The 23,804-nt window shown below is 69.6% G+C and carries 19 protein-coding genes; 9 read left to right on the plus strand and 10 right to left on the minus strand.

Annotation, left to right across the window (positions count from 1 at the left end; genetic code table 11):
- Positions 1-206: 206 nt before the first annotated feature.
- From OV208_RS25070 to OV208_RS25080, 3 genes are all read left to right on the plus strand, one after another.
- Positions 207-1,814, plus strand: coding sequence for a serine/threonine-protein kinase (locus tag OV208_RS25070; RefSeq protein WP_267576403.1), 1,608 nt, complete (start codon positions 207-209; stop codon positions 1,812-1,814).
- 108 nt (positions 1,815-1,922) lie between these two features.
- Positions 1,923-2,777, plus strand: a complete 855-nt coding sequence (locus tag OV208_RS25075) for an ATP-grasp domain-containing protein (RefSeq protein ID WP_267576404.1) — start codon at positions 1,923-1,925, stop codon at positions 2,775-2,777.
- Positions 2,778-2,872: 95 nt separating this feature from the next.
- Entirely contained in the window at positions 2,873-3,409 is a 537-nt protein-coding gene (locus OV208_RS25080; protein WP_120540138.1) for an FHA domain-containing protein, read from the plus strand.
- A 67-nt stretch (positions 3,410-3,476) separates the two neighbouring features.
- Here the strand turns inward: OV208_RS25080 and OV208_RS25085 are convergent, their stop codons facing one another.
- Positions 3,477-4,196: a tetratricopeptide repeat protein gene (locus OV208_RS25085; RefSeq protein ID WP_267576405.1), complete on the minus strand. Its 720-nt coding sequence runs from the start codon at positions 4,194-4,196 to the stop codon at positions 3,477-3,479.
- Positions 4,165-5,691, minus strand: coding sequence for a serine/threonine-protein kinase (locus OV208_RS25090; protein WP_267576406.1), 1,527 nt, complete (start codon positions 5,689-5,691; stop codon positions 4,165-4,167). Before OV208_RS25090 ends, OV208_RS25085 begins: the two co-directional genes overlap by 32 nt.
- 409 nt (positions 5,692-6,100) lie before the next feature.
- Between OV208_RS25090 and OV208_RS25095 the strand changes: the two genes are divergently transcribed.
- From OV208_RS25095 to OV208_RS25105, 3 genes are all read left to right on the plus strand, one after another.
- Positions 6,101-6,538 carry a host attachment protein gene (locus tag OV208_RS25095; RefSeq protein ID WP_120540141.1) on the plus strand — a complete coding sequence of 146 codons (438 nt, stop codon included), beginning with the start codon at positions 6,101-6,103 and terminating at the stop codon, positions 6,536-6,538.
- Between the two features lie 78 nt (positions 6,539-6,616).
- A complete protein-coding gene (locus OV208_RS25100; RefSeq protein ID WP_267576407.1) occupies positions 6,617-8,509 on the plus strand; it encodes a methyl-accepting chemotaxis protein in 1,893 nt (630 codons plus the stop codon).
- A gap of 25 nt (positions 8,510-8,534) precedes the next feature.
- Positions 8,535-9,143, plus strand: a complete 609-nt coding sequence (locus OV208_RS25105; RefSeq protein ID WP_267576408.1) for an HAD family hydrolase — start codon at positions 8,535-8,537, stop codon at positions 9,141-9,143.
- Between the two features lie 5 nt (positions 9,144-9,148).
- On the opposite strand, the gene OV208_RS25110 is transcribed toward OV208_RS25105, so the two are convergent.
- The 7 genes from OV208_RS25110 to OV208_RS25140 form a co-directional block, all read right to left on the minus strand.
- Positions 9,149-9,799 (minus strand): glutathione S-transferase family protein, encoded by a 651-nt coding sequence (locus OV208_RS25110; RefSeq protein WP_267576409.1) that lies wholly within the window; start codon positions 9,797-9,799, stop codon positions 9,149-9,151.
- A 38-nt stretch (positions 9,800-9,837) separates the two neighbouring features.
- Entirely contained in the window at positions 9,838-10,449 is a 612-nt protein-coding gene (locus OV208_RS25115; RefSeq protein ID WP_267576410.1) for an adenylate/guanylate cyclase domain-containing protein, read from the minus strand.
- 1,706 nt (positions 10,450-12,155) lie between these two features.
- Complete coding sequence (locus OV208_RS25120; RefSeq protein WP_267576411.1) at positions 12,156-12,860, minus strand: carbonic anhydrase; 705 nt, start codon at positions 12,858-12,860, stop codon at positions 12,156-12,158.
- Complete coding sequence (locus OV208_RS25125; RefSeq protein WP_267576412.1) at positions 12,857-14,419, minus strand: SulP family inorganic anion transporter; 1,563 nt, start codon at positions 14,417-14,419, stop codon at positions 12,857-12,859. The genes OV208_RS25120 and OV208_RS25125 overlap by 4 nt, the downstream gene beginning before the upstream one ends.
- A 181-nt stretch (positions 14,420-14,600) precedes the next feature.
- A complete protein-coding gene (locus OV208_RS25130; RefSeq protein ID WP_267576413.1) occupies positions 14,601-15,953 on the minus strand; it encodes a sigma-54-dependent transcriptional regulator in 1,353 nt (450 codons plus the stop codon).
- Complete coding sequence (locus OV208_RS25135) at positions 15,950-17,515, minus strand: sensor histidine kinase (RefSeq protein ID WP_324291408.1); 1,566 nt, start codon at positions 17,513-17,515, stop codon at positions 15,950-15,952. The genes OV208_RS25130 and OV208_RS25135 overlap by 4 nt, the downstream gene beginning before the upstream one ends.
- Before the next feature lie 199 nt (positions 17,516-17,714).
- Positions 17,715-19,790, minus strand: a complete 2,076-nt coding sequence (locus OV208_RS25140) for a S46 family peptidase (RefSeq protein ID WP_267576415.1) — start codon at positions 19,788-19,790, stop codon at positions 17,715-17,717.
- Positions 19,791-19,918: 128 nt separating this feature from the next.
- Between OV208_RS25140 and OV208_RS25145 the strand changes: the two genes are divergently transcribed.
- Entirely contained in the window at positions 19,919-21,061 is a 1,143-nt protein-coding gene (locus OV208_RS25145) for an esterase/lipase family protein (RefSeq protein ID WP_267576416.1), read from the plus strand.
- Here the strand turns inward: OV208_RS25145 and OV208_RS25150 are convergent.
- Positions 21,058-21,600 (minus strand): DUF4442 domain-containing protein, encoded by a 543-nt coding sequence (locus OV208_RS25150; RefSeq protein ID WP_244238059.1) that lies wholly within the window; start codon positions 21,598-21,600, stop codon positions 21,058-21,060. The two genes, OV208_RS25145 and OV208_RS25150, sit on opposite strands and share 4 nt — an antisense overlap.
- 31 nt (positions 21,601-21,631) lie before the next feature.
- Between OV208_RS25150 and OV208_RS25155 the strand changes: the two genes are divergently transcribed.
- The gene (locus OV208_RS25155; RefSeq protein WP_267576417.1) at positions 21,632-23,002 is read left to right on the plus strand and encodes a flavin monoamine oxidase family protein; all 1,371 of its coding nucleotides are present in this window, start codon (positions 21,632-21,634) and stop codon (positions 23,000-23,002) included.
- 153 nt (positions 23,003-23,155) lie between these two features.
- A complete protein-coding gene (dps, locus tag OV208_RS25160) occupies positions 23,156-23,725 on the plus strand; it encodes a DNA starvation/stationary phase protection protein Dps (protein WP_267576418.1) in 570 nt (189 codons plus the stop codon).
- The last annotated feature ends 79 nt before the right edge of the window (positions 23,726-23,804 follow it).

The following is a 23,804-nucleotide window of genomic DNA, read 5'->3' on the forward strand; positions in this document are numbered from 1 at the left end:
GAAAGGTCGGAGCGACGAAGAGCACCCCGGACCTCGCACGTGGCAGAGGACCCGGGGTGCAACATTTCAGCGATACCTGACCCGTGAAGTCCACTCCGAGGGACTCAAAGCGTCAGTCATGTGCCTGGAGGTGTGGTAGGAGCACACCCAACGTGTGGGGGAGCGTGCTCATGACGCGGACGCACAAGGTCTAGAGTAGGGGACGTATGATCACCCGGAATCCGTCGAGTACCGTTTCCCGCTTCCTCGAAGGGCACCTGCGGCGCGATGCGCAGGCGCGTGAGCTGTCGGTCGCGCGCTTCATGAGCATCCTGTCCGGCATCTGCGTGGTGGTGGCCGCGGCGCTGGGCCCGTCCATGGGCTGGGACCTGACGTTGGCGCTGATGGGCCTGTCGGTGGTGCTGGCCGGCTACTACGCGCTGATGTGGGCGGTGCTGCGCAAGGGCACGTTCCACCCGGCCATCCCGTGGCTCAACGTGGCCATCGAGGTGAGCATCCCCGCGGTGGTGCTGACGTTCGACCTGCGCTACCAGGGCCCCGTCTACGCGCTCACCGCGCCCACGCTGGTCATCTGGGGCTCGCTGGTGACGTTGGCGGGCCTGCGCAGCAACCCGCGCCTGGGACTGGCCGCGGGCGCGCTGGTGGCGGCCGAGTACCTGACGCTCTACTTCGGCTTCGTGCGGCCGCTGTTGCCGGAGAATCCGCTCATCACGCTGGCGCCGCTGTTCATCTGCGTGCGCGCGTTCTTCTTCGTGGCCACCGGGGCGCTGACGGCGGTGCTCGCTCGGCACTTCCTGGAGCGCACCCGGAGCGCGCTCGCGTCGCTGCGCGAGCAGGAGGTGATGGGCAAGTACGTGCTGCATGAGCGGCTGGGCGCGGGCGGCATGGCGGAGGTGTACCGGGCCACGTACTCGCCCGAGGGCGGCTTCGAGAAGCAGGTGGCCCTGAAGCGCATCCTGCCGTCGTTCGCGGACGACGCGGCCTTCGTGACGATGTTCCGCCGCGAGGCGGAGCTGTGCTCGTCGCTCAACCACCCCAACATCGTCCAGGTGTTCGACCTGGGCCGCCACGGCGGCACCTACTTCCTGGCGATGGAGTACGTGGACGGGCTGCCGCTCAGCGGCGTGCTCAAGCCGCAGGTCCGCAAGCCCCTGCCGCTGTCGGCCGCGACGTTCCTGGCCGCGGAGCTGGCGTCCGCGCTGGACTACGTGCACCGCAAGACGAGCCCGGACGGCGAGCCCCTGCAGTTGGTGCACCGCGACGTCAACCCGCCCAACGTCCTCATCTCGCGCATTGGCGAGGTGAAGCTGTCGGACTTCGGCATCGCGCGCGACGCGGCCCGCGCGAACCTCACGGTGGCCGGCAGCGTGCGCGGCAAGCTGGGCTACATGGCGCCAGAGCAGGCCATGGGCCGGGACTTCGACGGACGGGCGGACCTGTTCGCACTGGGGCTGACGCTGCACGAGGCCCTCACCGGACGGCGCGCGCTGAGCGGGCATTCGGAGGAGCTGCTGCTGCGCGCGGCGGTGGATCAAGAGGTCGTCCCGCCCTCGCAGCTCAACCCCGCGGTGCCAGTGGCGCTGGATGCCATCGTCATGTCGCTCCTGCAGAAGGACCCGCAGCGGCGCACGCCCAACGGCGCGGCGCTGCGCCAGCAACTCCTGGCGCTGGAGGGCCCCGCGGCCCCCTTCCCCCATGGACAGGCGGAGCTGGGACGGGTGGCGCGCGAAGCGAAGGCGCTCGCGACGGCGCTGACGCAGGAGGATCCCGAGTCCTTCGCCGCCGAGAAGGCGCCGGCCGTGCGCTCGGCCTGAGGCCTGGGCACCCTGGACGCGAAAGTCCGGGCGGCGCGCGGAGGCGCTGCACGGGGCCTGGGAGCGCGCTAGAACCCGGGCGCGTCCCCGCTCCCGGAGTGCGTCGCCTTGGACATCGCCGTCATCACCTACGCAGGAATGCCGCAGCTGTACCCGCTGGACGCGCCGCTGGTGCCCGCCCTGCGCGAGCTGGGGCTGGATGCCCGGCCGGTCATCTGGGACGACCCTTCCGTGGACTGGAGCCGGGTGCGCGCGGCGGTGGTGCGCAACGCGTGGGACAGCCACCTGCGCCGCGATGAGTTCCTCGCATGGGCGGAGCGGGTGGACGCCGTCACCCGCCTGTTCAACCCGTTGGACGTGCTGCGCTGGAACACGCACAAGGGCTACCTGAAGGACATGGAGGCCCAGGGGCTGCCCCTGACGCCCACCGTCTGGGTGGCGCCCGGCGGCACGCTGGACGTGGAGCAGGTGGCGCGCGAACGGGACTGGAACGCGGTGGTGCTCAAGCCCGCGGTGGCGGCCGGCGGGCTCAAGGTCTTCATCTTCCGGCAGGAAGCGCTTCATGAAGCGAGCGCGAAGGTGGCGGAGCTTTCGAAGGAGGGCGACGTGATGGTGCAGCCCTACCTCACCGCCTTCGAGACCGAGGGCGAGCGCTCCTACATCTTCTTCAACGGCGTCTTCAGCCACGCGGTGCGCCGCCCTCCCACGCTGGCGTCAGCGCCCCGGGGCTTCGCGGAGCCGCACGCGTTCACCCCGGACAACCCGGCGGAGCTGAAGGTGGCGGAGGCGGTGCTGGAGGCGTCCGGTGGCTCGCGGCTGTTGTACGCGCGCGTGGACGTGGCCACGGACAACGCGGGACGCACCCGCCTGCAGGAGGTGGAGGTGACGGAGCCGTGCCTGTTCCTCACCCTGGATGCGGCGGCGCCGGAGCGGATGGCCCGGGCCGTCATTGCCCGGCTGTAGCGCCCGGACCGGGGCCCGCCAACCATTCGACCACTCGTGGACACCTGCGAACGCGCGGTGGCGGTGGAGGGCCCTGATGAGGTTATCTCTGGGGCATGCGCGCCCTGTTGCTTTCGTTGCTCATCCGCCAGCACATGGCCCTCAAGGAGAAGTTCAACGCCAAGTACCCGCACCCCTGGTTGGTGTGGGAAGCGGGCGCGTGGAACGTCCCCGAAGAGCAGAACGTGTCGGCGACGCGGTTGCCCATGATGGACCTGCGCGACTGCCTGCCCGCGGGCGACGCGCTGTGCTTCGAGCTGATGGGCGTGGCGGAGCGCGGCCCCCTCAAGCTGGGGCGCGCCGAGCACAACACCTTCGTCGTCAATGACGCCACGGTGTCGCGCGAGCAGCTGGCCCTGCACCCCACCACCGAGGGGCGCTGGACGGTGGAGCGGCTGGCGCACTCCAAGCCCGCGACGGTGAATGGTGAAGCGCTGGAGCCCGAGCAGCCCCGGATGCTGCATCCCGGAGATGAGCTGAAGGTGGGCGACGTGCGCCTCACCTTCCACGACGCCGCGACGTTCAACGCGCGCATCGGCCGCATCGCCGCGCAGGTGCTCGCACAGGCCTCCGCTTCGCCGCCGCCGCGCTGAAGCGAAGTCCGGGTGCCGCTTGAGCGGAGTCCCCGGCATGCCGGGGGCCCGAACCCGGCGACGGGCCCTACCGCCCCACGGTGCCGAGCGTCGTGTCCCGGGGGTTGGGGGCCGTGGCGAGCCACACCGCGCCGCCCGCGAGCACCGCCGCCGCGCCCACGCCGGCCCAGACGTACCAGCGGCGCGACCAGGGCTTGGAGTCCTGCGCCGTCACCGCGCCTTCCGGCACCTGCATCGCCAGGGCCTCGGAGGCCCCATTCTTCTCCTGCGCGGCGGACGGATTCGCGGCGAGCTTCGCCTGGCTGGCGCGGGCCTCCGCCAACGCGGCCTGTTCGCGCGCGCGCTGAAGCTCGCGGTCCCGCGTGAAGCGTTCGCGCTCGCGGCGCTGCTCCTCCTGGACACGGACCTTGTTGTCCATCTCCGCGATGAGCTCACGCACCACGTCCGCGTTCGCGGGCTCCTCCGACGACAGCGCCAGGTAGCGCCGGTAGAAGAAGGCCGCGCGCGACGGGTTGTTCAACTGCCGCTGGCACTGCGCGATGTTGAAGAGGAACGCGGGCAGCGGCTTGAGGCGGTACGCCTCGCTGAAGGCCTTGAGCCCCCGGTCGAACTCTCCCAGGTCGTACGCCAGATTGCCCTCGGAGAACTTCTCGCGCGCCTGCGCCTCCGAAGAAGAGGCCGTGGGTGCCTCCGCCGCCACCACCTGCAACGGCGCTCCCAACGACAGCGCCAGCACGAGGCTCAGCGCCTTGCGGTCAATGCGGCGCGAATGGATCAATGACCGCATCCCTGCTTCCTCCCTTGCGACCCGTCCCGCGAGCCGGCGCACGGCGCGGTCCCGGACTCGACTTCACGAGCGGCACGGTCAGCTCCGCGGCGGCGGCATCCTGCTTCAGCTCCACCGCGCGCTCCAGCGGCACGTAGCCCGCAAGCTCCACCCGCAGCTGCGACGGCATCGACCGGCGCTCCAGCGCCTTCGTCAGCGGCGTGACGCCCAGCTCCTCCCCGGTGTCCACGCGGACGACCTTCGCGCCGGGAGGGGACGACTGCACCATCAGCGTCACCGCGTCGGTCGCCCCCGCGCCGGGACGGCCCACGGCGGCCGGGGCCCCCGCGACCTGAACGACTTCGGCTTCGGGCGTGCGCACCGGATGCAGGCTCTTCCAGGTCGTGATGCCGGACACCAACGCCAGCGCGGCCAGCGCCGCCGACACCTGGAGTCGCCGGTCGCGCAGCGCGGACGGCATCCGCATGCGCACGGTGGGCCGCTCCAGCTCTTCGACCAGAGCCGGCGGAGACAGATTCGCGGGCTCCACCGTCAGGGCCGGCAGCAGCAGCAGCGCGGTGGTGACCTCCGCCAGCTGCTGCGGACGGGCTTCCGGCTCCTTCGCCAGGCAGCGCATCACCAGCGCCGCGAGCGCGGGCGGCATCGGCTCACCCGACGGCAGGTGCGCGGGCAGCGGCGGCGGCGGCTGGGTGATGATCTGCACCACCAGTTGCCCGAAGGCCGACGCCTGGAAGGGCGGATGGCCCGAGAGCATCTCGTAGAGGATGTTGCCCACCGCGTAGATGTCCGCTCGGGCGTCCACCGGCAGGCCCGCGGCCTGCTCCGGCGCCATGTACGCGGGCGTCCCGATGATGGTGCCATCCAGCGTGCCGGTGAGGCTCACGCCGGTCTGCGTCGTCATCAGCTTGGCGACGCCGAAGTCCAGCACCTTCACGAAGTCCGCCTGCCCCGAGCGATGACTGATGAAGAGGTTGTCCGGCTTGATGTCCCGGTGCACCACGCCCACCTGGTGGGCCGCGCCCAGCGCCGCGCACACCTGCACGCCCATGCGCTGCACCCGCGCCAGCGTCAGCCCCTCTTCCTTCAGGAGCGCGCCCAGGTTCTGGCCGCGCAACAGCTCCATCACGCAGTAGACGTGCCCGTGCGGCGACTCATCCACGAAGTCGAAGATCTCCACGATGTGCTCGTGGTTGATCTGGTTGACGGTGCGCGCCTCCTGGAAGAAGCGCTGCACGAACGAGCTGTCCCGCGCGTGCTCCGGCCGCAGCACCTTGAGCGCCACCTGCCGGCCCAGCCGCACGTGCCGCGCCTGGAACACCCGCCCCATGGAGCCTTCACCCAGGAGCCGTTCGAGCTGGTAGTTGCCCAGCACCGTCCCCTCCTGGACCTCTTCGCCAGGCCGAGCCACCACCGGAGCCGGCATCCCGCCACTGTCGCTCACGGCTTCACCGTGGCCGGACAGGACTGTGTGGGCGAAGAGATCGTCGGTGACCATGGGGGGATCAGGTTTCCATGGTCGGGCAACCCTGCAACCCAGGGGCGAGCATCTATCGCTCCAACGACGGAAAAACTTTCGCCACGTGACGATTGGACCACCCCACCCCGCATGGAGCCGTCCCATGTGCGGCGAGCACGCACCTTCCGTCCACGGACATTGAAATACTTCTCCATACAGCGCACTCCCGTCCTGTTCCCCCGGCATCGATGGTCGCCGCTTGGATGCGGTTGGTCAACGTGGGCGGAAGGGCCGCTAGCACGGTGGCGGGAAGACTGTTCCCGGCATGAAGGGTGCGCTGGACGGGTCGCCTGGACTCCGCTCGGAGGTCGGAGTGCTCGCTGGGGGAAGCTTGCCGGGGACGAAGGGGGTCCGCACTCCTCAAGACACGACCCAAGGAGGCGTGAAGATGGCGGACAAGAGGCTCTGGATCCTGGTGGCCAACGCGAGTCGTGCCCGGCTCTTCGCCACGGACGCGAAGGCGGAGAAGTGGGACCTCATCGAGCAGTTCCAACATGACGAGAGCCGGACCAAGCCCGTCGACCTGTTCAACCAGGCTGACAATCCCAACGCGGGCACGTTGCACGGCCCGGCGTCGGAGAACGATCCCAACGGACGGAGGGACCTGGAGCACGACCGCTTCGCACGGGAGCTGTCCGCGCGCCTGGACAAGGGGGTGGACTCAAGGGCCTTCGACGAGCTGGTCATCGCCGCGCCGCCCACGTTCCTGGGCAAGATGCGGGGCCTGTTGAGCACGCGCGTGAAGCAGCGGGTGCGGCTGGACCTGGCCTCGGACTTCTCCAGCCTGCCGGAGCGGGAGCTGCACGACCGGGTGCCCCTGTTGTAGGCGGGCAGCCGGCCAAGGGGTATGTGGCCCGGGTTCTGGTATAGGACCTGGGTTACCTCTCTTCGCGCCCGACGTGCCATGCCTCCTCTCTTCTTGCGATCCCTGACGCTGCGTGGGCGGCTGCTGCTGTACATGACCCTGGTGTCCTGCGTGCCCTTGCTGGCCCTCACCGGGATGCAGGACTCGCTGATGCGCCGGCAGACGGAGGCGCAGATCGACTCGTCGCTGCGCATGGAGGCCGAAGGGTTCAAGGACCTGCTCGAGTCCACCCTCGCGGAGCGCGAGTCCAGCGCGCGAAGCTGGGCGGAAGACCCGGTGCTGCGCGCCGCGCTGCGCACGAAGGATGCTTCCGCCAGCGACGTGATGCTGTCGCTGCTCCAGCGGCGCTACCTCACGCTCAACGGCATCGTGCTCTTCAGCAATGAAGGCATGGCCATCTCCGCCAGCACGCCCGCGCTGCGCGATGCGTATACCGGCACCCACGCCCAGGTGCTCGCGTCCGCGTGGTTCCGCGAGGCCCAGGCCGGTCGCACCACGGCGGAGGGCGTGAACGAGGAGGACCCCATCTTCAGCGTGCACGTGCTGCCGCTGGCGGTGTTGGTGACGGACGAAGGTGGAAAACCCCTGGGCGTGCTGCTGGCCGCGTTCGACTGGGGCCAGGTGGGGGAGCTGGTGAAGCCCGCGCTCGCCCGGGCCCAGCAGCGCGGCCATCCCAGCTTCTCCATGGAGGTGCGGAGCGCGAACGGCATCACGCTGTTCGACTCGCGCCAGGGCGAGCACGACGACACGGGCCGGGTGGCGGTGACGGCGGTGGACGGCACGCTCGTGCGCGACGTGGGCGACGGGTGGCAGGTGATGGCGCAGGTGGATCCCGCGGAGGCGTACGCGCCGCTCAACCAGATGCGCCGGCTGGTGCTGGGCCTGGCGGCCCTCTTCGTGGCGGCGGTGGGCGTGGGCTCCTGGGTCCTGGCCCGCGGCATCACCCGGCCGCTGCGCGCGCTCAGCGAGATGGTCCGCCGCGTCGTGAAGGAAGGCGACCTCACGCAGGTGATGGAGGGCCAGGCGGGCAAGGACGAGGTGGGCGAGCTGACGGAGGCGTTCGTGCAGATGATGAAGAACCTGCACGAGACGGCCACCAGCCTCCAGCAGGGCACGCGCGTGCTCAGCGAGACGGTGGCGGAGCTCAACTTCGCCTCCGAGGTGCAGGAGCGCAACGTGGCCCGTCAGGCGGCCGCGCTCCAGGAGACGCAGGTCACCGCGCAGGAAATCAAGCAGACGTCGCTCCTGGCCGCGGAGAAGGCGGAGACGGTGCTGGGCGTGGCGGCGCGAGCCGAAGAGGTGGGCCGCGCGGGCGAGGGCGCCATCCGCGACAGCCTGGACGGCTTCCAGGGCCTGCACGAACAGTCCGGGGAGATGGCCATGCGCATCGTGCAGCTCAACGAGCGCACGCAGCAGATTGGCGGCATCACCCAGACGGTGAAGGACCTGGCGGACCAGTCCAACATGCTCGCGCTCAACGCGGCCATTGAAGCAGTGCGCTCCGGCGAACACGGCAAGGGCTTCAGCGTGGTGGCGCGCGAAATCCGCAACCTCGCGGACCAGTCCATCCAGGCCACGGAGAAGGTGCGCGACATCCTGGGGGACCTGGGCCACGCCATCATCTCCACCGCGAAGATGACCGAGCAGAGCCACGCGAGCGTCGCGGAGGGCCTGGATCAGGTGCGCACCAGCGGCGAGCACCTCAAGGAGCTGGCCACCATCGTCCAGGACAACGCCGCGGCGGCGCGGCAGATCGCTGGCGCGGTGAGCCAGCAGAACGCGGGCATCGCGCAGATCTTCAGCGCGGTGACGGACCTGTCCTCCATGATGACCGAGACCCAGGCGAGCCTGAAGTCCACCACCGGGGCCGCGCGGCGGCTGCAGGAAGTGGCCGGGCGGATGGAAGGCGTCGCCCGGGCGTACCGCATCTAAGCCGCCCCCTCCGGAGGAATCCAAAGTGGCCGCTGTCCCCGCCGTGAAGGCCGTGCTGCTGGACCTGGGCAACGTGCTGGTGTTCCACGACAACGCCCTGCTCTTCGCGCGGCTCGCGGCGCGGGCGGGCCTGGAGCCCACCGAAGCAGCGCGGCGGCTCACCGGCGCGGGCTGGACGGCGGCGAACCGGGGCCTGCTGGACGCGGAGGGCATCCGCCAGGACGTGTGCGGCGCGCTGGGCGTGCAGTTGCCCATGGAGGAGTTCGCGCCCCTGTGGAGCAGTCACTTCACGGTGCACCACGCGGTGCTGCCGCGCGTGGAGGGGCTCATCGGCCGGGTGAAGCTGGTGCTGCTGTCCAACACCAATGCGCTGCACGTCGCGTACTTGAAGCCGCTGCTGCCGCTGCTGAAGCGCTTCGACGCCTTGGTGCTGAGCTGCGAGGTGGGCGCGGTGAAGCCGGAGCCGGCCATCTACCGGCTGGCGTTGGACAAGGCAGGCTGCGCGCCGGACGAGGCCGCCTTCTTCGACGACCTGCCCGAGTTCGTCGACGCGGCCCGGGCCCTGGGCATCCGCGGGCACGTCTTCACGGACGCGCCCGCGTTCGACGCACAATTGAAGGCCCTGGGACTCTAAAGCCGCTACCGGTAGCGGGCCAGCTGCGGCTCGCCCTGGGCGGCCTCGGACCATTTGATCATCGCGGGCAGGCCGAGCACGGCGTCGCGCCAGGTGGTGAGCTCCGGGCGGAACGGCACGCCGTAGGTGACGAAGCGGGTGATGACCGGCGCGTAGAACGCGTCCGCGATGCTGAAGTCACCGAAGAGGAACGGGCCTGCCTTGCCGTGGCGTTCGCGGCAGCCGGACAGGAGGGCCTGGATGCGGGCGATGTCCGCGTGCACGCCCGGCGCGTCCAGCCCCGGCACCGTCTTGCGCGCGGTGAGGTCCATGGGCAGGTGGGTGCGCAGGGCCTGGAAGCCGGAGTGCATCTCCGTCGTCACCGAGCGCGCCATGGCCCGCACGGGGCTGGCTTCGGGCCACAGCTTCGCGGCGGGGAAGCTCTCCGCCAGGTACTCGCAGATGGACAGCGAATCCCACACCACGGTGTCGCCGTGCTTGAGCACCGGCACGCGCCCGCTGGGCGAGTGCATCGCGATGAGCGCCGCGGTCTCCGGCGTGTCCAGCGGAACGAGCACCTCGCGGAACGGCTGGCCGGTGTGGGCCAGGGCCAGGTAGGGGCGCAGCGACCACGAAGAGAAGTTCTTGGAACCAACAACCAGGGTGAGTTCGGACATGGCGCGGCACCATACCGCCGCGCGCCTGTCCGTCAGCCTCAACCGCCCGCGGGCACGCGCCGACGGCCCAGCAGTGAACGCACGCGCGCCATGAGGGCGCCTTCGCTCCGGGGCTCCTCTGGCGTGTCGATGCGGAACACGGCCACCGGCAGCTTGATGTTCTTCAATTCATTGCGGCCCAGCCGCACGGGGGGCGCCCTCAAGCGGCCCTCCACCTGCGCCGCCACCGTCTCGCTGACGTACACGGTGCCCGGACGCGCCAGGGATTCGATGCGGGCCGCCAGGTTGACGCCTTCGCCGAACACGTCGCCGTCGCGGTGCACCACCATGCCCAGGTGCGCGCCCGCGCGGATGGCCATGCGCCGCTCGCCCGGCACGCAGCGGTTGCGTGCATCCACGGCGGAGCGCCACTCCAGCGCGAACGACACCGCGGACAGTCCCGCGCCGAACTCCAGCAGGAAACCGCCCTCCTCCATCCGCTTCACCTCGCGCCCTCCGTGGCGCGGCAGCAGGTCCCGCACGAGCTGTCCATGCTCGTCGTGCAGGGCCTGCTGAAGACACTCATCCCGCCAGCGTTGACCAGCAGGGGCCTCCATGTCCGTGAACATGATGGCCGACAACTTCCGGGGCTCCGGGGCCTCCACCACCATCGTGCATCCTCCCTCCCCCCGGCGCAGACACCGCGATGCTACTGCACGACGGGCCCGGGCTCCCAACCTGGCCGGGAACCCACCCGGACGGACACGTTCCGGGGAACGCAACCGTGCGAAGTCAGAGGCGGACCCCACGTCCGCACCCCCAACCTAGTGACTTCCTGACGCGGCGCACCAAGCACCCGGGAGGTCTGGAGGCTCCGGTGTCCGACATCCGACGCGTCGCGGTGGGAGACGTCCGCTGCGTGTCAGGAGGCCCGCGTGAAGACGTGTCCCACGCGGCATTGGAGGGTCCGCGGGCCCTGCGCTACGCCGGTGAGAAGGTCCGACAGAGGGCGCGCGCCCTGAGGCCTTCCACGAATCGGAAGGGGGCTCGCGGAAGCCGCGCGAGCGTGCACCGCACGGCCCGACAGGAGGCCCGCCGGGAGATGGCCGCGTGGCTGCGGGACGGAGACCTGGAGGCGACGGGCGCGGAACCCACCACTCGGAACAACCGACGAGCGCGCTCCAACTCGGTCGAGCACCGTCTTCGCAAGACCGCCCGGCACGGCCCTCCCAGGCGGGCCTGGTGGAGCTCCGTGGGAGCCCACCCGTGGCATGCGCCCTGGCGAGGGGTGGCCAGGGCAGGGAGCAATGCGGCGTACCGGCGCAGGCGGCTGGAGGGATCGACGCTGTTTGAGACGGCGAGGGACAATATGCTGGTGGGAATCTATGACCCGGCTCCGTGCACTCTCCGTCCTCACGCTTCTATTGGCGTGCGCGACGACTCCGGCCTCACGGTTTTCTTTGGCATCGCCGGTGAGTGAAGCAGGACCAGCCTCTCAGTGGCGGAGCACGGCCTCCCAGAATCTCTCCCGGAGCGAGGCTGCGACTCCAGAGAGGAATTTGGCATCAGACTCGGCTTCCGCGACTCCAAGCGATGAGTATGAGCCGACTATCAAAGATCCCTGGAAGTCATTTGCCTGCACGCAGGCATGTCAGGCCGGTGGTGAAGCCATGGAGTCGTTCTGCAGGGCGCTTCATGACAGGTCCGTAAGGCAGAGTGCGATCAGGCGAGCATGCTGGGCGACCAGCAGGGCCTCCAAAGAAGCGTGCATCGTGTTTTGCAATGCGTATTTCGGCCCTCCTGCCAAATCCAACCGCTGAGGTGACATGTGCCTGAAGACGATTGGCGCCCGAAGTTGACCGGGATCGAAGCTCCTATCGCGGATGACTACTGGAGATATACGACGCCCAGGGGCAAACGGCGCACTTCAAGACTCACGGTAGGGCAGCCTGTCCATCTCCCACAGGAGCGCTGCTGGTATACGCCGGTCATGATCGAGGGGCATTTGACCAAGGTGACGCCTATCTTCGGTCAGGGACCCGTGGACGCACTCATGAACGCAATGATTTTCATCAAGCAATTCAACGACGAGATGCGTGAGGTTGTGTCCGGAGCAAAGCCACGCAAGCATGTGAAAAAAAAGACGACACAGACGACACGTGGGAAGGCGCCCTCGGGCAGAGGACCTCAAAACCCCTCACGATCGCCTTCTCGTGCGAACCGGCAAAGACCCTAGGGACCGAGCCAGTTCTTGCCGAGGGTTTGCGGAGGCGGCCCATGACAGTTCCCAGCAACAGCGGAGCGCACGCCTCCCAGGGCGGAAGCCAGGCCTCGGCGATCCGCGCTGAACGCAGGATCGCCAAGGCTCGATGCCACCTTACTGGACGGCGCGCAGACCCGACTGCTCTTCGGTTGCGTCGCTCAGGTTCGTCAGGAGCCGCTCACCCTCGGTCTCGTCGATGGGAACGAAGCGGCCGAGATCAGAGCGGTAGGCGTGAACCTGTGCCGCCCCGATGTCGAACCACCAGCCGTGCAGCCGCAGCGTCCCCGCCGCGAGCCGGTCGCGCACGATGGGGTAGGTCTTCAAGTGCTCGAGCTGCTCGAGGACGTTCAGCTGGGAGAGGCGATCCGCCTCGGGCAGCCCCACGCCCACCTGGGTGTTCTCCTTCAACGCCTTGAGCGAGGGCGTTCCGTGCGCGAGCCACTTCTCGAGGTTCGGTGCGCCGTTCACAACGCCTCCGGCCAGGATCGCCTTCATCGCGCCGCAGCTCGAGTGTCCGCAGACCACGACGTCCTCGATGGGCAGGAAGCCCAGGGAGAACTCGATCGCCGCCGCCTCCGAGCGGTCCGCCGTGGGCTGTCCGTTGAGCGCGGCGGTCGGAACGAGGTTGCCCACGTTGCGCACGGTGAAGAGGTCACCGGGGTCCGTGGAGACGAGCAGATTGGGCACCACGCGGCTGTCCGAGCAGCTGATGAAGAGGCAGTCAGGGGTTTGCCCCTTCGCGAGCCTCGCGAAGGTCGCCCGGTACGAGGGCAGGGTATGACGCTGGAAATCGAGCAGACCTCTAATGAGCTTCTTCACTGAGCACCTCCGGGAGCGAGAGACGAAACGTGATGAACAGAGGATGAAGGGGCTGGAGCAGCAGCGGGGGCCGCACGCGCGTCACGCCGCTTCCAGACGTCCTCGAGCGGCTCCATGGTCACGGTGCCGCCCGTCTTGCGATGCGTGTCAGCCCAGCTCTCGAGCGCCTCGAAGCCGGAGTGGTCGAGCGTGTTCACCGCCACGTCCACCTCCACCTTGGAGCCCGAGGGAATCTTCGCGAGCGCCGCCGACAGCTTCGGCACCCCGACGAACGTCAGCGCTCCGCTGATGCAGACCTGGTGAACGCCATTGGCGACGTGGCTCTCCACGCGCACCTGGCCGAGCTGCCACAGGAGCCGGAGGATGGCCGCGCCGAGCCCGAGACCGATGCCCGCGAGCAGGTTGATGCCCACGACACCCGCCACGGTGATGAGGTAGACCGGCAGCTCGCCCCGGTGCCGGAGCTCCCGGATGTGGGCGAGGTTCACGAGCTTCAGGCCCACGTGCACGAGCAGGCCGGCGAGCACCGTCAGAGGCACGTAGGCCGCCAGACTCCCCAGCAGGGTGATGAAGGCGAGCATCCACACCGCGTGAAGCACCGCCGACCAGCGCGTCTTCGCGCCGGCATTGATGTTCGCCGCACTGCGCACGATGACGCCGGTGATGGGCAGACCGCCGACCAGACCGGAGAGGGTGTTCGCCACGCCCTGCGCGAGCAGCTCGCGATCAAGGTTCGCCCGCGCGCCCGTGTGGAGCTTGTCGGTCGCCACCGCGCTCAAGAGCGATTCGGCGCTCGCCACGAGGGCCAGGGACAGCACGGCCACGAAGAAGGCGCTCCACGCGGCCCCTTCTGGAAGGGAAGGCAGATTGATGGCCGACAGCGCATCCGCCGCCAGCTGCACCCGTGCCACGTTCGCATTCAACACCGCAGCGACCGCGGACCCGCCCACGACCGCCACCAGCGGCCCCGGAACCTTCTTCAGCCGCCCGTTCGGCAGGAACTGCCACGCGATGAGAATTCCAAGCGTGAGCAGACCCAGTAGCGTGGCCGGTCCATGAAGGTCGGCAATCTGCCCGGGCAGTTCCCGCAGGTTGTTCCAGGCATTGCTCTGCGGAGAGCCGCCGAGAACGATATGGATCTGCCCCAGCACGATGAGAATGCCGATGCCCGCGAGCATTCCGTGAATCACGGCCGGCGAGATGGCCAGCGCCGAACGCGCCACCTTCAGCACGCCGAGCGCCACCTGCACGAGACCCGCCACGGCGATCGCCGCGCACGTCACGGCGAAGCCCAGCTCCTGGATGAAGCCAAAGACCATCACCGCGAGGCCCGCCGCGGGGCCACTCACGAGAAGCGGCACGCCGCCCATGAGGCCCACCACCAGGCCTCCCACGACGCCGGCGATGAGTCCCGCCATGATGGGCGCTCCGGAGGCGAGCGCGATGCCCATACAGAGGGGCAGGGCCACCAGGAACACCACCAGCGAAGCTGGCAGATCCGAGGCGAGAATCTCCTTCAACGAGGGTCTCGCCTCTGCCGCTTTTCCACCCGAAGTCATTGCTTGCGCTCCCCTGTCATCTGCCGAGCCGCACAAGGGCTCAACGTGACGCGGGAGGCTACGCAAGCGTTGTGCCAGCCAGGATCAGGCCCTTCCCGCCTGGGGCGTGGCTCGTCAGAACCGGGGGGATGAAAGAAACTTGAAGCCCGCGACCCAACCGATGAAAGACTTTTTAAGTCCTTCACTCCGAGGGTGGGTTCTCCTCCAGGCGGCGCAGAAAGGTCGGATAGGACAGGCCCAGTGCGCGGGCCGCCTCCATGCGCCTTCCTCCAAGCTGCTCGAGCACGTGCCGGACATAGAGTCGCTCCACGTCATCGAGCGGCCGAGGTGGGCCTGACACGGAGAACGCGTTGGGGTCGACAGTGGCCGGCGCGCCGCCCCCCTTGGCGAGGGACTGCAGCTCGAGCGCGGGCCCGCCCTCGAGCACGAGCGCTCGCTCGAGCACGTTGCGCAGCTCCCGGACATTGCCGGGGAAGGGATAGCTCAGCAGGCGCTCCTCCGCGGCGGGAGAGAAAGGGACCGGGCGTCGACCGAGCTCCGAGCAGAGCTCCAGCACGAGCGCCCGTGCGAGTGGCAGCACATCCTCGCGACGCTCGCGCAAGGGGGGCACGTCCACCCGGAACACGCTGAGCCGGAAGAGGAGGTCCTCACGAAAGCGCCCGGCGGCGACCTCCGCTTCGAGGTCCTTGTTGGTGGCCGCCACGATCCGGGCGGTGCTCGTGAGCTCGCTCGTGCCACCGAGTCGTCGGAAGGCCCCCTTATCGAGAAACGTGAGCAGCTTTGCCTGGAGCGCGAGCGGCAGCTCACCCACCTCGTCAAGGAAGAGGAGCCCATCGCTCGCGAGCTCCACGAGCCCGCGCCTTGCCGTCTTCGCATCCGTGAAAGCGCCGCGCTCGTGTCCGAAGAGCTCGCTCTCCATCATCGTGTCCGGGAGCGCGGCGCAGTTGATCTGCACGAAGGCCCCCTGCTTCTGGCGCAGGGCGTGGAGATGGCGGGCGAGCACCGCCTTGCCGGTCCCGGTCTCCCCGAGCAGCAGGACGGGACTTCGCGGAGTGGTGGCGATCCGCTCCAGCATCACGAGGGTTCGCTGCATCGCCGGCGAGCGAGGCTCCGCCATCCGATGCCGTCCTTCGAGGACGCTCTCGGCCTGGCGCAGCCGTTCCTGGAGCTGGAGGTCGCCTGCCGCGCGGCGTGCGCGCATCACCAGGTCGTCAATCTCGACCGGTTTGCTCAGGTAGTCACGAGCACCCGCCCGGATGGCTTCGACAGCGCTCTCGATATCGCCGTGCGCGGTCACCATCAGCACGACGGTGGTCGGAAGCTGAGCACGCAGCTCGGGCAGGAAGACGAGCCCATCTCCGTCCGGCAGCCTTCGATCCAGCACGACGAGGTCAGGCGCCTCGGCGGCGAGCGCGACGCGGGTCTCATGCAGCGAGCGAGCAACCCGGACGCGAAAACCTTCCTGGCTCAGCATGGAGGCCGCGAGCGAGGAGAAGGTCCGGTCGTCATCGACGAGCAGCAGGGAGGTGCTCATGAAGCCATCTTCTCAAGCGGAAGACGAACCGTGAAGCGGCTGCCTCCGGACACACGGGTGTAGGAAACGCTTCCTCCATCATGCGCACGGATGGCCGTGCGCACCATTGGAAGCCCGAGCCCGATCCCCTTCGACCGACCCACCGCGAATGGCTCCCAGAGCCGCGGCTCGAAGGCCGGGGGCACTCCTCCGGCGTTGTCCTCCACGACGAGCACCACCTCTCCGCCTTCGCGAAGGAGCCGGACCCCGACGCGAGGCGTGGGCTGTTGGCCTATATCATGGGCCACGGCGCCAGCTTCGACGGCGTTGCGCATGAGATTGTCGACCGCGGAGACCAGCAGCGTCGGGTCCCCCTTCACGAAGAGCCCCTCCTGCAGCGTGGTCTCGATGGCGACATCCGCGGCTTCCGGCAGGAGCCTCACGGCCTGAAGCGCGTCCTGGACGAGCAGGTGCATCTCGCAGCTGCGCCGCTGCATGGACTGGGGGGAGGCGAAGCTCAGCAATGAGCGGGCGAGGTGGCCGAGCCGGTCCGCCTGGGAACGCAGCGCCTGGACGGGCAAGGTCGTCTCCCCTCCCTTCGCGCGAATCATGCTGAGCGCGGCCTGCATGCTGTTGAGCGCGTTCTTCACCTCGTGGGCGATGAGCGAGGAGGCCGTGCCGAGCGCCGCCATCGTCTCCTGGCGCCGCAATTGTTCTTCGGCTGCCACCAGCGAACGGTAGGAGCGACGCAGGAGCACCGTGAAGAGGAGGAGCACTCCGCCGAACAGCGCGGTGTGAAAGCCGAGCTGGCCGAGGTAGCGGCGCTTGAGCATCTCGCGGTCCCGCGCCTCGTCCTCGAGCACGGCGAGCAGCATGTCGGTTCCGGGAACGAGCGCCGCCGAGCCGAGGAGCCGCGTGCTTCCGAGCGTCACGGCCCCGGGAGCGTCCAACAACGGGCGAAGGCGTGTGGCGAGCTCCGGCTGGCGCAGGGGGGGCGGGGGCGTTGCCGGGAGGAGGAGCCGACCGCGCTCGCCGAGCAGGGCCACCATGGATTCGTTCCCCCCGTGAGGGGTCGTCGGTAGCAGCTCGTTCGCCGTCGCGAGCTCGCCCACGAGGAGGCCCACGACGCGCTCGGCGCGCACGATGGGGACCGCGACCGCGACGAGCCCCCCGCCTTCCTCGTCCAGCAGCCCGACCGAAGCGACCCGCGCTTCCACCGTCCGCCGGAACCACATGCGCGAGGCGAGCGGTGTGCGCCCGAGCGGCATGGCCACAGGGTCGCTCCAGATGCGCTTGCCGTCCGCTGACACCAGCGCGACTCCCGCCGAGAAGAGAGACGTGTGGCTGAAGGCGTTCTCGAGGAGCGCCACCTCGGGTCCTGCTGCTCCATCCTCGGGTCTGAGCGACGGGTGATCCGCGAGCCGTTGCAGCTCCGAGCGCAGCAGTCCGAGATGCGCGCCAAGTGCCTGGGCCTGGAGGCCCGCGCGGTCCGACAGGTGGGCGAGGATCTCGCCCTCCGCCGTCTTCACGTCCTCCTGGTAGGCCACGAAGGGGATTACGAAGGCGGCGCCCCAGAGGAGCATCAGACCGACCACGGCGGACCGGCCCGCTTTTCTCTGCGTGCGAAGAAGCTCGCCCGGTGGGGGCACGAGAGAGGTCAGGGAGGGATGGGCCGGGGGCGACGACATGCGCCCATCATCAACACATTTCGACCCGCACGGCAGTCGCTCGTGGCGTAGAGGGACCTGCCGCCGTCCCCCTACGCCTCCCAGCGCCTCCGCTTCAACGTGCCGGGGCCGCCGGCGCGACCGGACGCTTCAGCTCGTTGACGACGCGCGTGGCGCCGTACACGTGCTCCAGCGCGGCGAGGATGCCGTCGCCGTGCACCGCGACCGCGCGATTGGACTCGGGCACGTAGGCGTAGCGGCCGCCCAGCGACGGCAGGTTGCCGTCGAAGATGAGGCCCACCACCTCGCCCTCGCGGTTCACCACCGGCGAGCCGGAGTTGCCGCCGATGATGTCGTTGGTCGTCGCCATGTCGAGCGGCGTCTGCTCGGGCACCTTCCCCTTCGCCTTCATCCACGGATCCGGCAGCTTGAAGGGCTCCTTGCCGGTGTCGCGTCCGTACGCTCCGCCGAACGTGGTCAGCGCGGGCACCGCGGTGCCGTTGTCGTCCCAGCCCTTCACCTGTCCGTAGTTGAGCCGCAGCGTGAACGTGGCATCCGGCGCGCCCGACGTGCCGTTCACCGCGAGGTACGCCTTCGCGAGCCGCTCGCCGTTGCGCTTGAGCACCGCCTCCACCGTGTCCTCGTACTGCTTGCGCGACGCGCGCGTCCGCGCGTCCACCTTGCGCGCCAGGACAATCATCGGATCCTTGGAGGCATCCACCGCCGCCTTGCCGCCCTCCAGCAGCGCCTTGCGCACCTTCACGTCGCCCAGCTTCGTGCCGCGCACCAGCGAGCGCGCCAGGTCCGCCGGGGCTTCCTTGCCCAGCACCTCGCGCACGAACGCGTCATCCGCGCCCAGCGTCTCGCGCAGCTTGTTGAAGCCGAACGTCATCTGCAGCGTCTCCAGCTCCGGCGGGATGGGCGCGTCGCGCAGGAGCTGCTGGCGCAGGCCGGGGAGCTGACCGTCGGTGTACTCGCGCAGGCGCTCCGCGTTGGCCTTGGGCAGCTCCTCCGCCGCGCGCACCAGCGCCTGCGCGTGGGCGAACAGCTCCGAACGGAACGCGTCCCCCGCGCCCTTCATCCGGTAGTCGTTCATCATCCGGCGCCACGCCTCCAGCGCCTTTGACGTCTCGTCCCACATGCCCTGGGTGAGGGCCTTCGCCTGGGGGTTCGCGTCGATGCGCTTCTTGAGCTCCGCCTCTTCCTGACGCTTGCGCGCAAGCAGCGCGGGGTCCGCCAGCGCCTCCTGCCGGCCGCGCAGGGCCTTGAGGCCGTTCTCCACGCCGCGCAGGCGCGAGCGCGCCATCCGGTAGCGATCCGCCGAGCCGCTGGTGAACTCACGCAGCATCCCGCGCATCTCCGCCAGCGTCAGCAGCGTCTGGGGCAGGGCCACATCGCGCTGGAACTCCAGCTCCGCCACGGTGCTCTTGCGCTCGGTGCCGCCGGGGTGGCCGGAGACGAAGACGAGGTCCCCCTCCTTCGCGCCCTCCTTCGCCCACGGCAGGAAGTCCGGGCTCTTCGCGGGCGCGTCGTCCTGCCACACGCGCACGAAGGCCACGTCGTAGCCGAAGCGCGGGAAGTTGAAGTTGTCCGCGTCCCCGCCGAAGGCGGCCATGGAGAACTCCGGCGCGAAGACGAGCCGCACGTCCTGGAAGCGGCGGTACTTGTAGAGCTGGTACTTGCCGCCGTTGTAGAGCGTCACCACGTCGCACCGCACGTCGGTGCCGGTGGCGCACGCGCCCTCCACCGCCGCGGTCTCCTTCTTGAGCGCGGTGTTGAAGGCCGCGCCGGTGAGGCCCTTCGTCGCCGTGTTCATCCGCTCGGTGACGTCCGTCATCTCCACCAGTTGGTTGGCCTCCACCTTGGGACAGCGCCGCTCCTCCTTCGCGGACTTCGCCTGGAAGCCCTTCGCGAGCAGGTCGTCCTTCGCGGTCGTCAGGTCCTCGATGCAGCCGCGCACACAGTGGTGGTTCGTCATCACCAGGCCGTCCGGCGACACGAAGCTCGCGGAGCAGCCGCCCGCCAGCCGCACCGAACCCAGGCGCACCTTGTCCAGCCAGGCCTGCGTGGGTTCGAAGCCGTAGGCCTTCTTCACCTGGGCGGCGGGAAAGGCGTCATAGGTCCACATGCCCTCCTCCGCGGAGGCAGGGAGGGACAACAGCAGGCCGAGCGCGAGGAGTCCGCGATGCATGGTCAGGCTTCCTTGGAGAGCGAGAAAAGGGCGCCCGGTTCTGTCAATGCGGACGGGCGCGCGTCAACCCGGCAGGCGACCGTGTATTCCAAGCCGGTGTGGGGGTCGGCGGGGTATGCTCGGGCCCAATGGCCGCGAAGCACCACGTCTACCTCGTCCCCGGGTTTTTCGGGTTCACCAACCTGGGCGAGCTCCTCTACTTCGGCCATGCGTACGAGTTCCTGAAGAAGGACCTGGCGCGCCGGGGAGTGGACGCGGAGGTGGTGACCATCGTCTCGCACCCCACCGCCTCCATCCGTCAGCGCACCGCGGATCTGCTCAAGGCCGTGCACGAGACGGCCTCCGGCGACGACGGCCCCATCCATCTGGTGGGCCACTCGACCGGCGGACTGGACGCTCGCCTGTTCGTCAGCCCGGGCGCCCAGGTGTCGGAAGCCCTGGAGCTGGAGCCCTTCGCGCGCCGGGTGCGCACGGTGGTGACCCTCTCCGCGCCGCACGCTGGCACGCCGCTGGCCACGTTCTTCCTGGGGCTCTTCGGCCAGCAGCTCCTGAAGCTGTTGTCGCTGTTCACCATGTACGTGTTGAGGTTCGGCCGGCTGCCCTTGAGCGTGGTGTTCCGCTTCGGGCACCTGATGGCGCGCGCGGATGATCAGCTGGGGTGGAAGGCGACGCTGTTGGATCAGCTCTTCGACCAGCTCCTGGGCGACTTCTCCAGCGAGCGGCGCGACGCGGTGACGAAGTTCCTCTGGGACGTGGGCCGTGACACGTCGCTGATCCCGCAGCTCACGCCCGAAGGCATCGACCTGTTCAACGGCGGCACCCACGACAGGCCCGGCGTGCGCTACGGCTCCGTGGTGACGCAGGCCCGGCCCCCGTCCCTGCGCACGCGGCTGGCCGCGGGCCTGGACCCGTACGCGCAGCTCACGCACACCATCTACGCGTTCGTGTACGGCCAGACGCAGCGCATGCCGCTCACGCAACTGCCCCTGCACACGCCCGCGCAGACGGCGGCGCTGGTGCAGGCCTACGGCGCGATGCCCGGCCCCACCGCGTGCGACGGCATCGTGCCCACGCGCTCGCAGGTGTACGGGCGCGTGCTGACGGCGGTGCGCGCGGACCACCTGGATGCCATTGGCCACTTCGACCAGCCGGCGCACCAGCCCCCGCACGTGGACTGGCTCATCTCCGGTTCAGGCTTCCGCAGGCCCCAGTTCGAGGCCATGTGGAAGACCATTGGCGACTTCCTGATGGAGGAAGAGCCCCAGCGCTAGCCGCGCTTGAACACCGCCAGGAAGCGCGCCTCCGCGACGCGCTGTCCGTCGGTGCCCAGAAGCTGCACGGGGATCCACGCCTCCGCCTTGTCGCCCGTGGATTGAAGCGAGGACGCGAGGCCCGCGAGCAGCTCCTCGGAGGGTTCGCACACCGCGCTCACCGCGCTCTTCGCCTTGGCGTGGAAGGACACCTCCATGCGGTTGACGAGCATCTTGTACTGGCTGGGCGGGAAGCGGCGGAAGAGCATCACGCCCATCGTCAGCTCCATCACCGTCACCTGGGCGCCCAGGTACACGCTGCCCACGTGGTTCTTCGTCTTGCGGTTGAGGGGCACGGTCGCCTTCACGCGCGCGTCCGTCACCTCCTCCACGCGGTAGCCCATGGCCGCCGCCAGCGGGACGATGTTCTTCACCGCCAACGTCGTCAGCGCGTTCGCCGCGCCCGGCGACACCTGCCGCACCTTCTCCACCATCTCCAACGCGAACATCCGGACCTCCGTCCTTCCCAACTGACACACCGGCACGCGCACCCTGGCCACGCGCGGCTTCCGTCATAGAGTGCCCGGCCCTATGGACACCAGCGTGGACGTGGTCGTCATCGGCGCGGGCGTCGCGGGGCTCACCTCGGCCCGGGACATCGCTCGCACGGGCGCCACCGTGGCCGTGCTCGAAGCGCGCGACCGCGTGGGCGGGCGCACCCTCACCCGCGACGTGGGCGGCGGCGTCGTGGACCTGGGCGGCCAGTGGGTGGGCCCCCGCCAGCGCCATGTCCTGCGGCTCGCGGACAGCCTGGGCCTCAAGCGTTTTGCCCAGCACCACCAGGGCACCAAGGTGCTGGAGGTGCGCGGCGAGCTGCGCACCTACAAGGGCAAGGTCCCGTCCCTGCCCCTCCTGTCGCTGCTCGATTTGCAACGCACGGTGTGGAAGCTGGATGGCCTGGCGAAGAAGGTCCCCCGGGAGATGCCCGCCGCCGCGCCCCGCGCCGCGGAGTGGGACGCCCTCACCGTGGAAGACTGGAAGCAGCGCCACGTGCCCACGTGGGGCGCGCGCGCCGCGCTGGACATCGCCACCCGAGCGGTGTTCGCCGCCGAGCCGTCGGAGCTGTCGTTCCTGCACTTCCTCTCCTACGTGCACTCCAACGGCGGCCTCATGCCGCTCACCGAAATCGAAGGCGGCGCCCAGGCCGAGCGCTTCGTGGACGGCGCGCAATCCCTCTCACTCCGACTGGCCGAGGCGCTGCCCCCGGACCGCGTCCTCCTCTCCGCCCCCGTGCGCGCGGTCCTCCAGGACGCGCACGGCGTCACCGCCACCACCGAGGACGGCCGCACCGTTCGCGCTCGCTACGCGGTGGTGGCCACGCCGCCCGCGCTCGCCGAACGCATCGACTTCGGCGCGGACCTGCCCGCCGGCCGCCGCCGCGTGCACGCGGACCTGCCCATGGGCAGCGTCATCAAGGTCGTGGCCACCTACGCCCGTCCCTTCTGGCGCGAAGCGGGCCTGTCCGGCGAGGCCGTCAGCGACGTGGGCCCGGTGCGGCTGTGCTTCGACGACTGTGGCCCCGGGGGCCATCACCCTGCCCTGGTGGGCTTCTTCCTGGGCGATACCGCACGCGCGTGGACTGGCCGCCCCGCGGGCGACATCCACCGGGCCGCGCTGGAGGGCTTCGCGCGCTTCTTCGGGCCCCAGGCCCTGACGCCCGTCGCCGTGGCGGAGCTGGACTGGAAGGCGGAGGCGTTCAGCACCGGCTGCTACGTGGGCCTGCCCCGCCCCGGCACGCTCACCGCCATTGGAAACGCCCTGCGCGCGCCGTTCGGTCGGGTGCACTGGGCCGGCACCGAGACGGCCATCGAGGGCTGTGGCTACATCGACGGCGCGGTGGAGTCCGGCGAGCGCGCCGCCACCGAGATCGCCGCCCGCCTGACCGCCCCCGACGCGGCTTGAGCCGCGCGGACCGTCCGGCCGCCTGCCCTACGAGCCGGCCGGACAACCAGGCGCCGTGTGCCGTGCCGTGGCACGAGGCCATGGCCATCCCCACCCTACCGGAAGCGCCGCGGCGCCCTGCCGCGCGCAACCACCTTACGAGGGATGCGGACCATGTACTCCACCAGCCACGTGAACCTTCCCCAGAACGCGCGCGAAGAGCTCATCGACATGCTCAACACGCTGCTCGCCAACGCCGTCGACCTGCATTGGCAGGTCAAGCAGGCGCACTGGAACATCCGCGGCACGCACTTCTACAGCCGGCACCTGCTCTTCGATGAAGTGGCCAAGCACGCCCGCAAGCACGCGGACTCCTACGCCGAACGTGCGGGCGCGCTGGGCGGCTACGCCCAGGGCACCATCCGCCTGGCCAGCAACAACAGCCAGTTGCCCGAATATGACCTCCAGGCCGTGGACGGCGAAGCCCACATCCGCGCGCTGGTGGAGCGCGTGGGTCGCTACGCCTCCAGCCTCCGCGACGGCATCACCAAGTCGGATGAGGTGAATGACCCGGTCACCGCGGACATCCTCACCCAGACCCTGGGCGAGACCGAGGAGGACCTCTGGTTCCTGGAGAGCCACCTCAACGGCGACGCCCGCGTGGGCACCACCGTTCCGCCCCGGGGCGGCGGCAACCGCCGAGGCGGCCGCACCGCCGAGGACATCAGCCAGGCCACCACCTGAGTTTTCCGTAACCCGGCTGACTCCCGCGCGGTTCCCCTGCGCGGGGAAGTCCGGGTCCGTATAGAACGCGTCCTCTGGA

The organism is Corallococcus sp. bb12-1 (assembly GCF_026626765.1).
GTDB lineage: Bacteria > Myxococcota > Myxococcia > Myxococcales > Myxococcaceae > Corallococcus > Corallococcus terminator.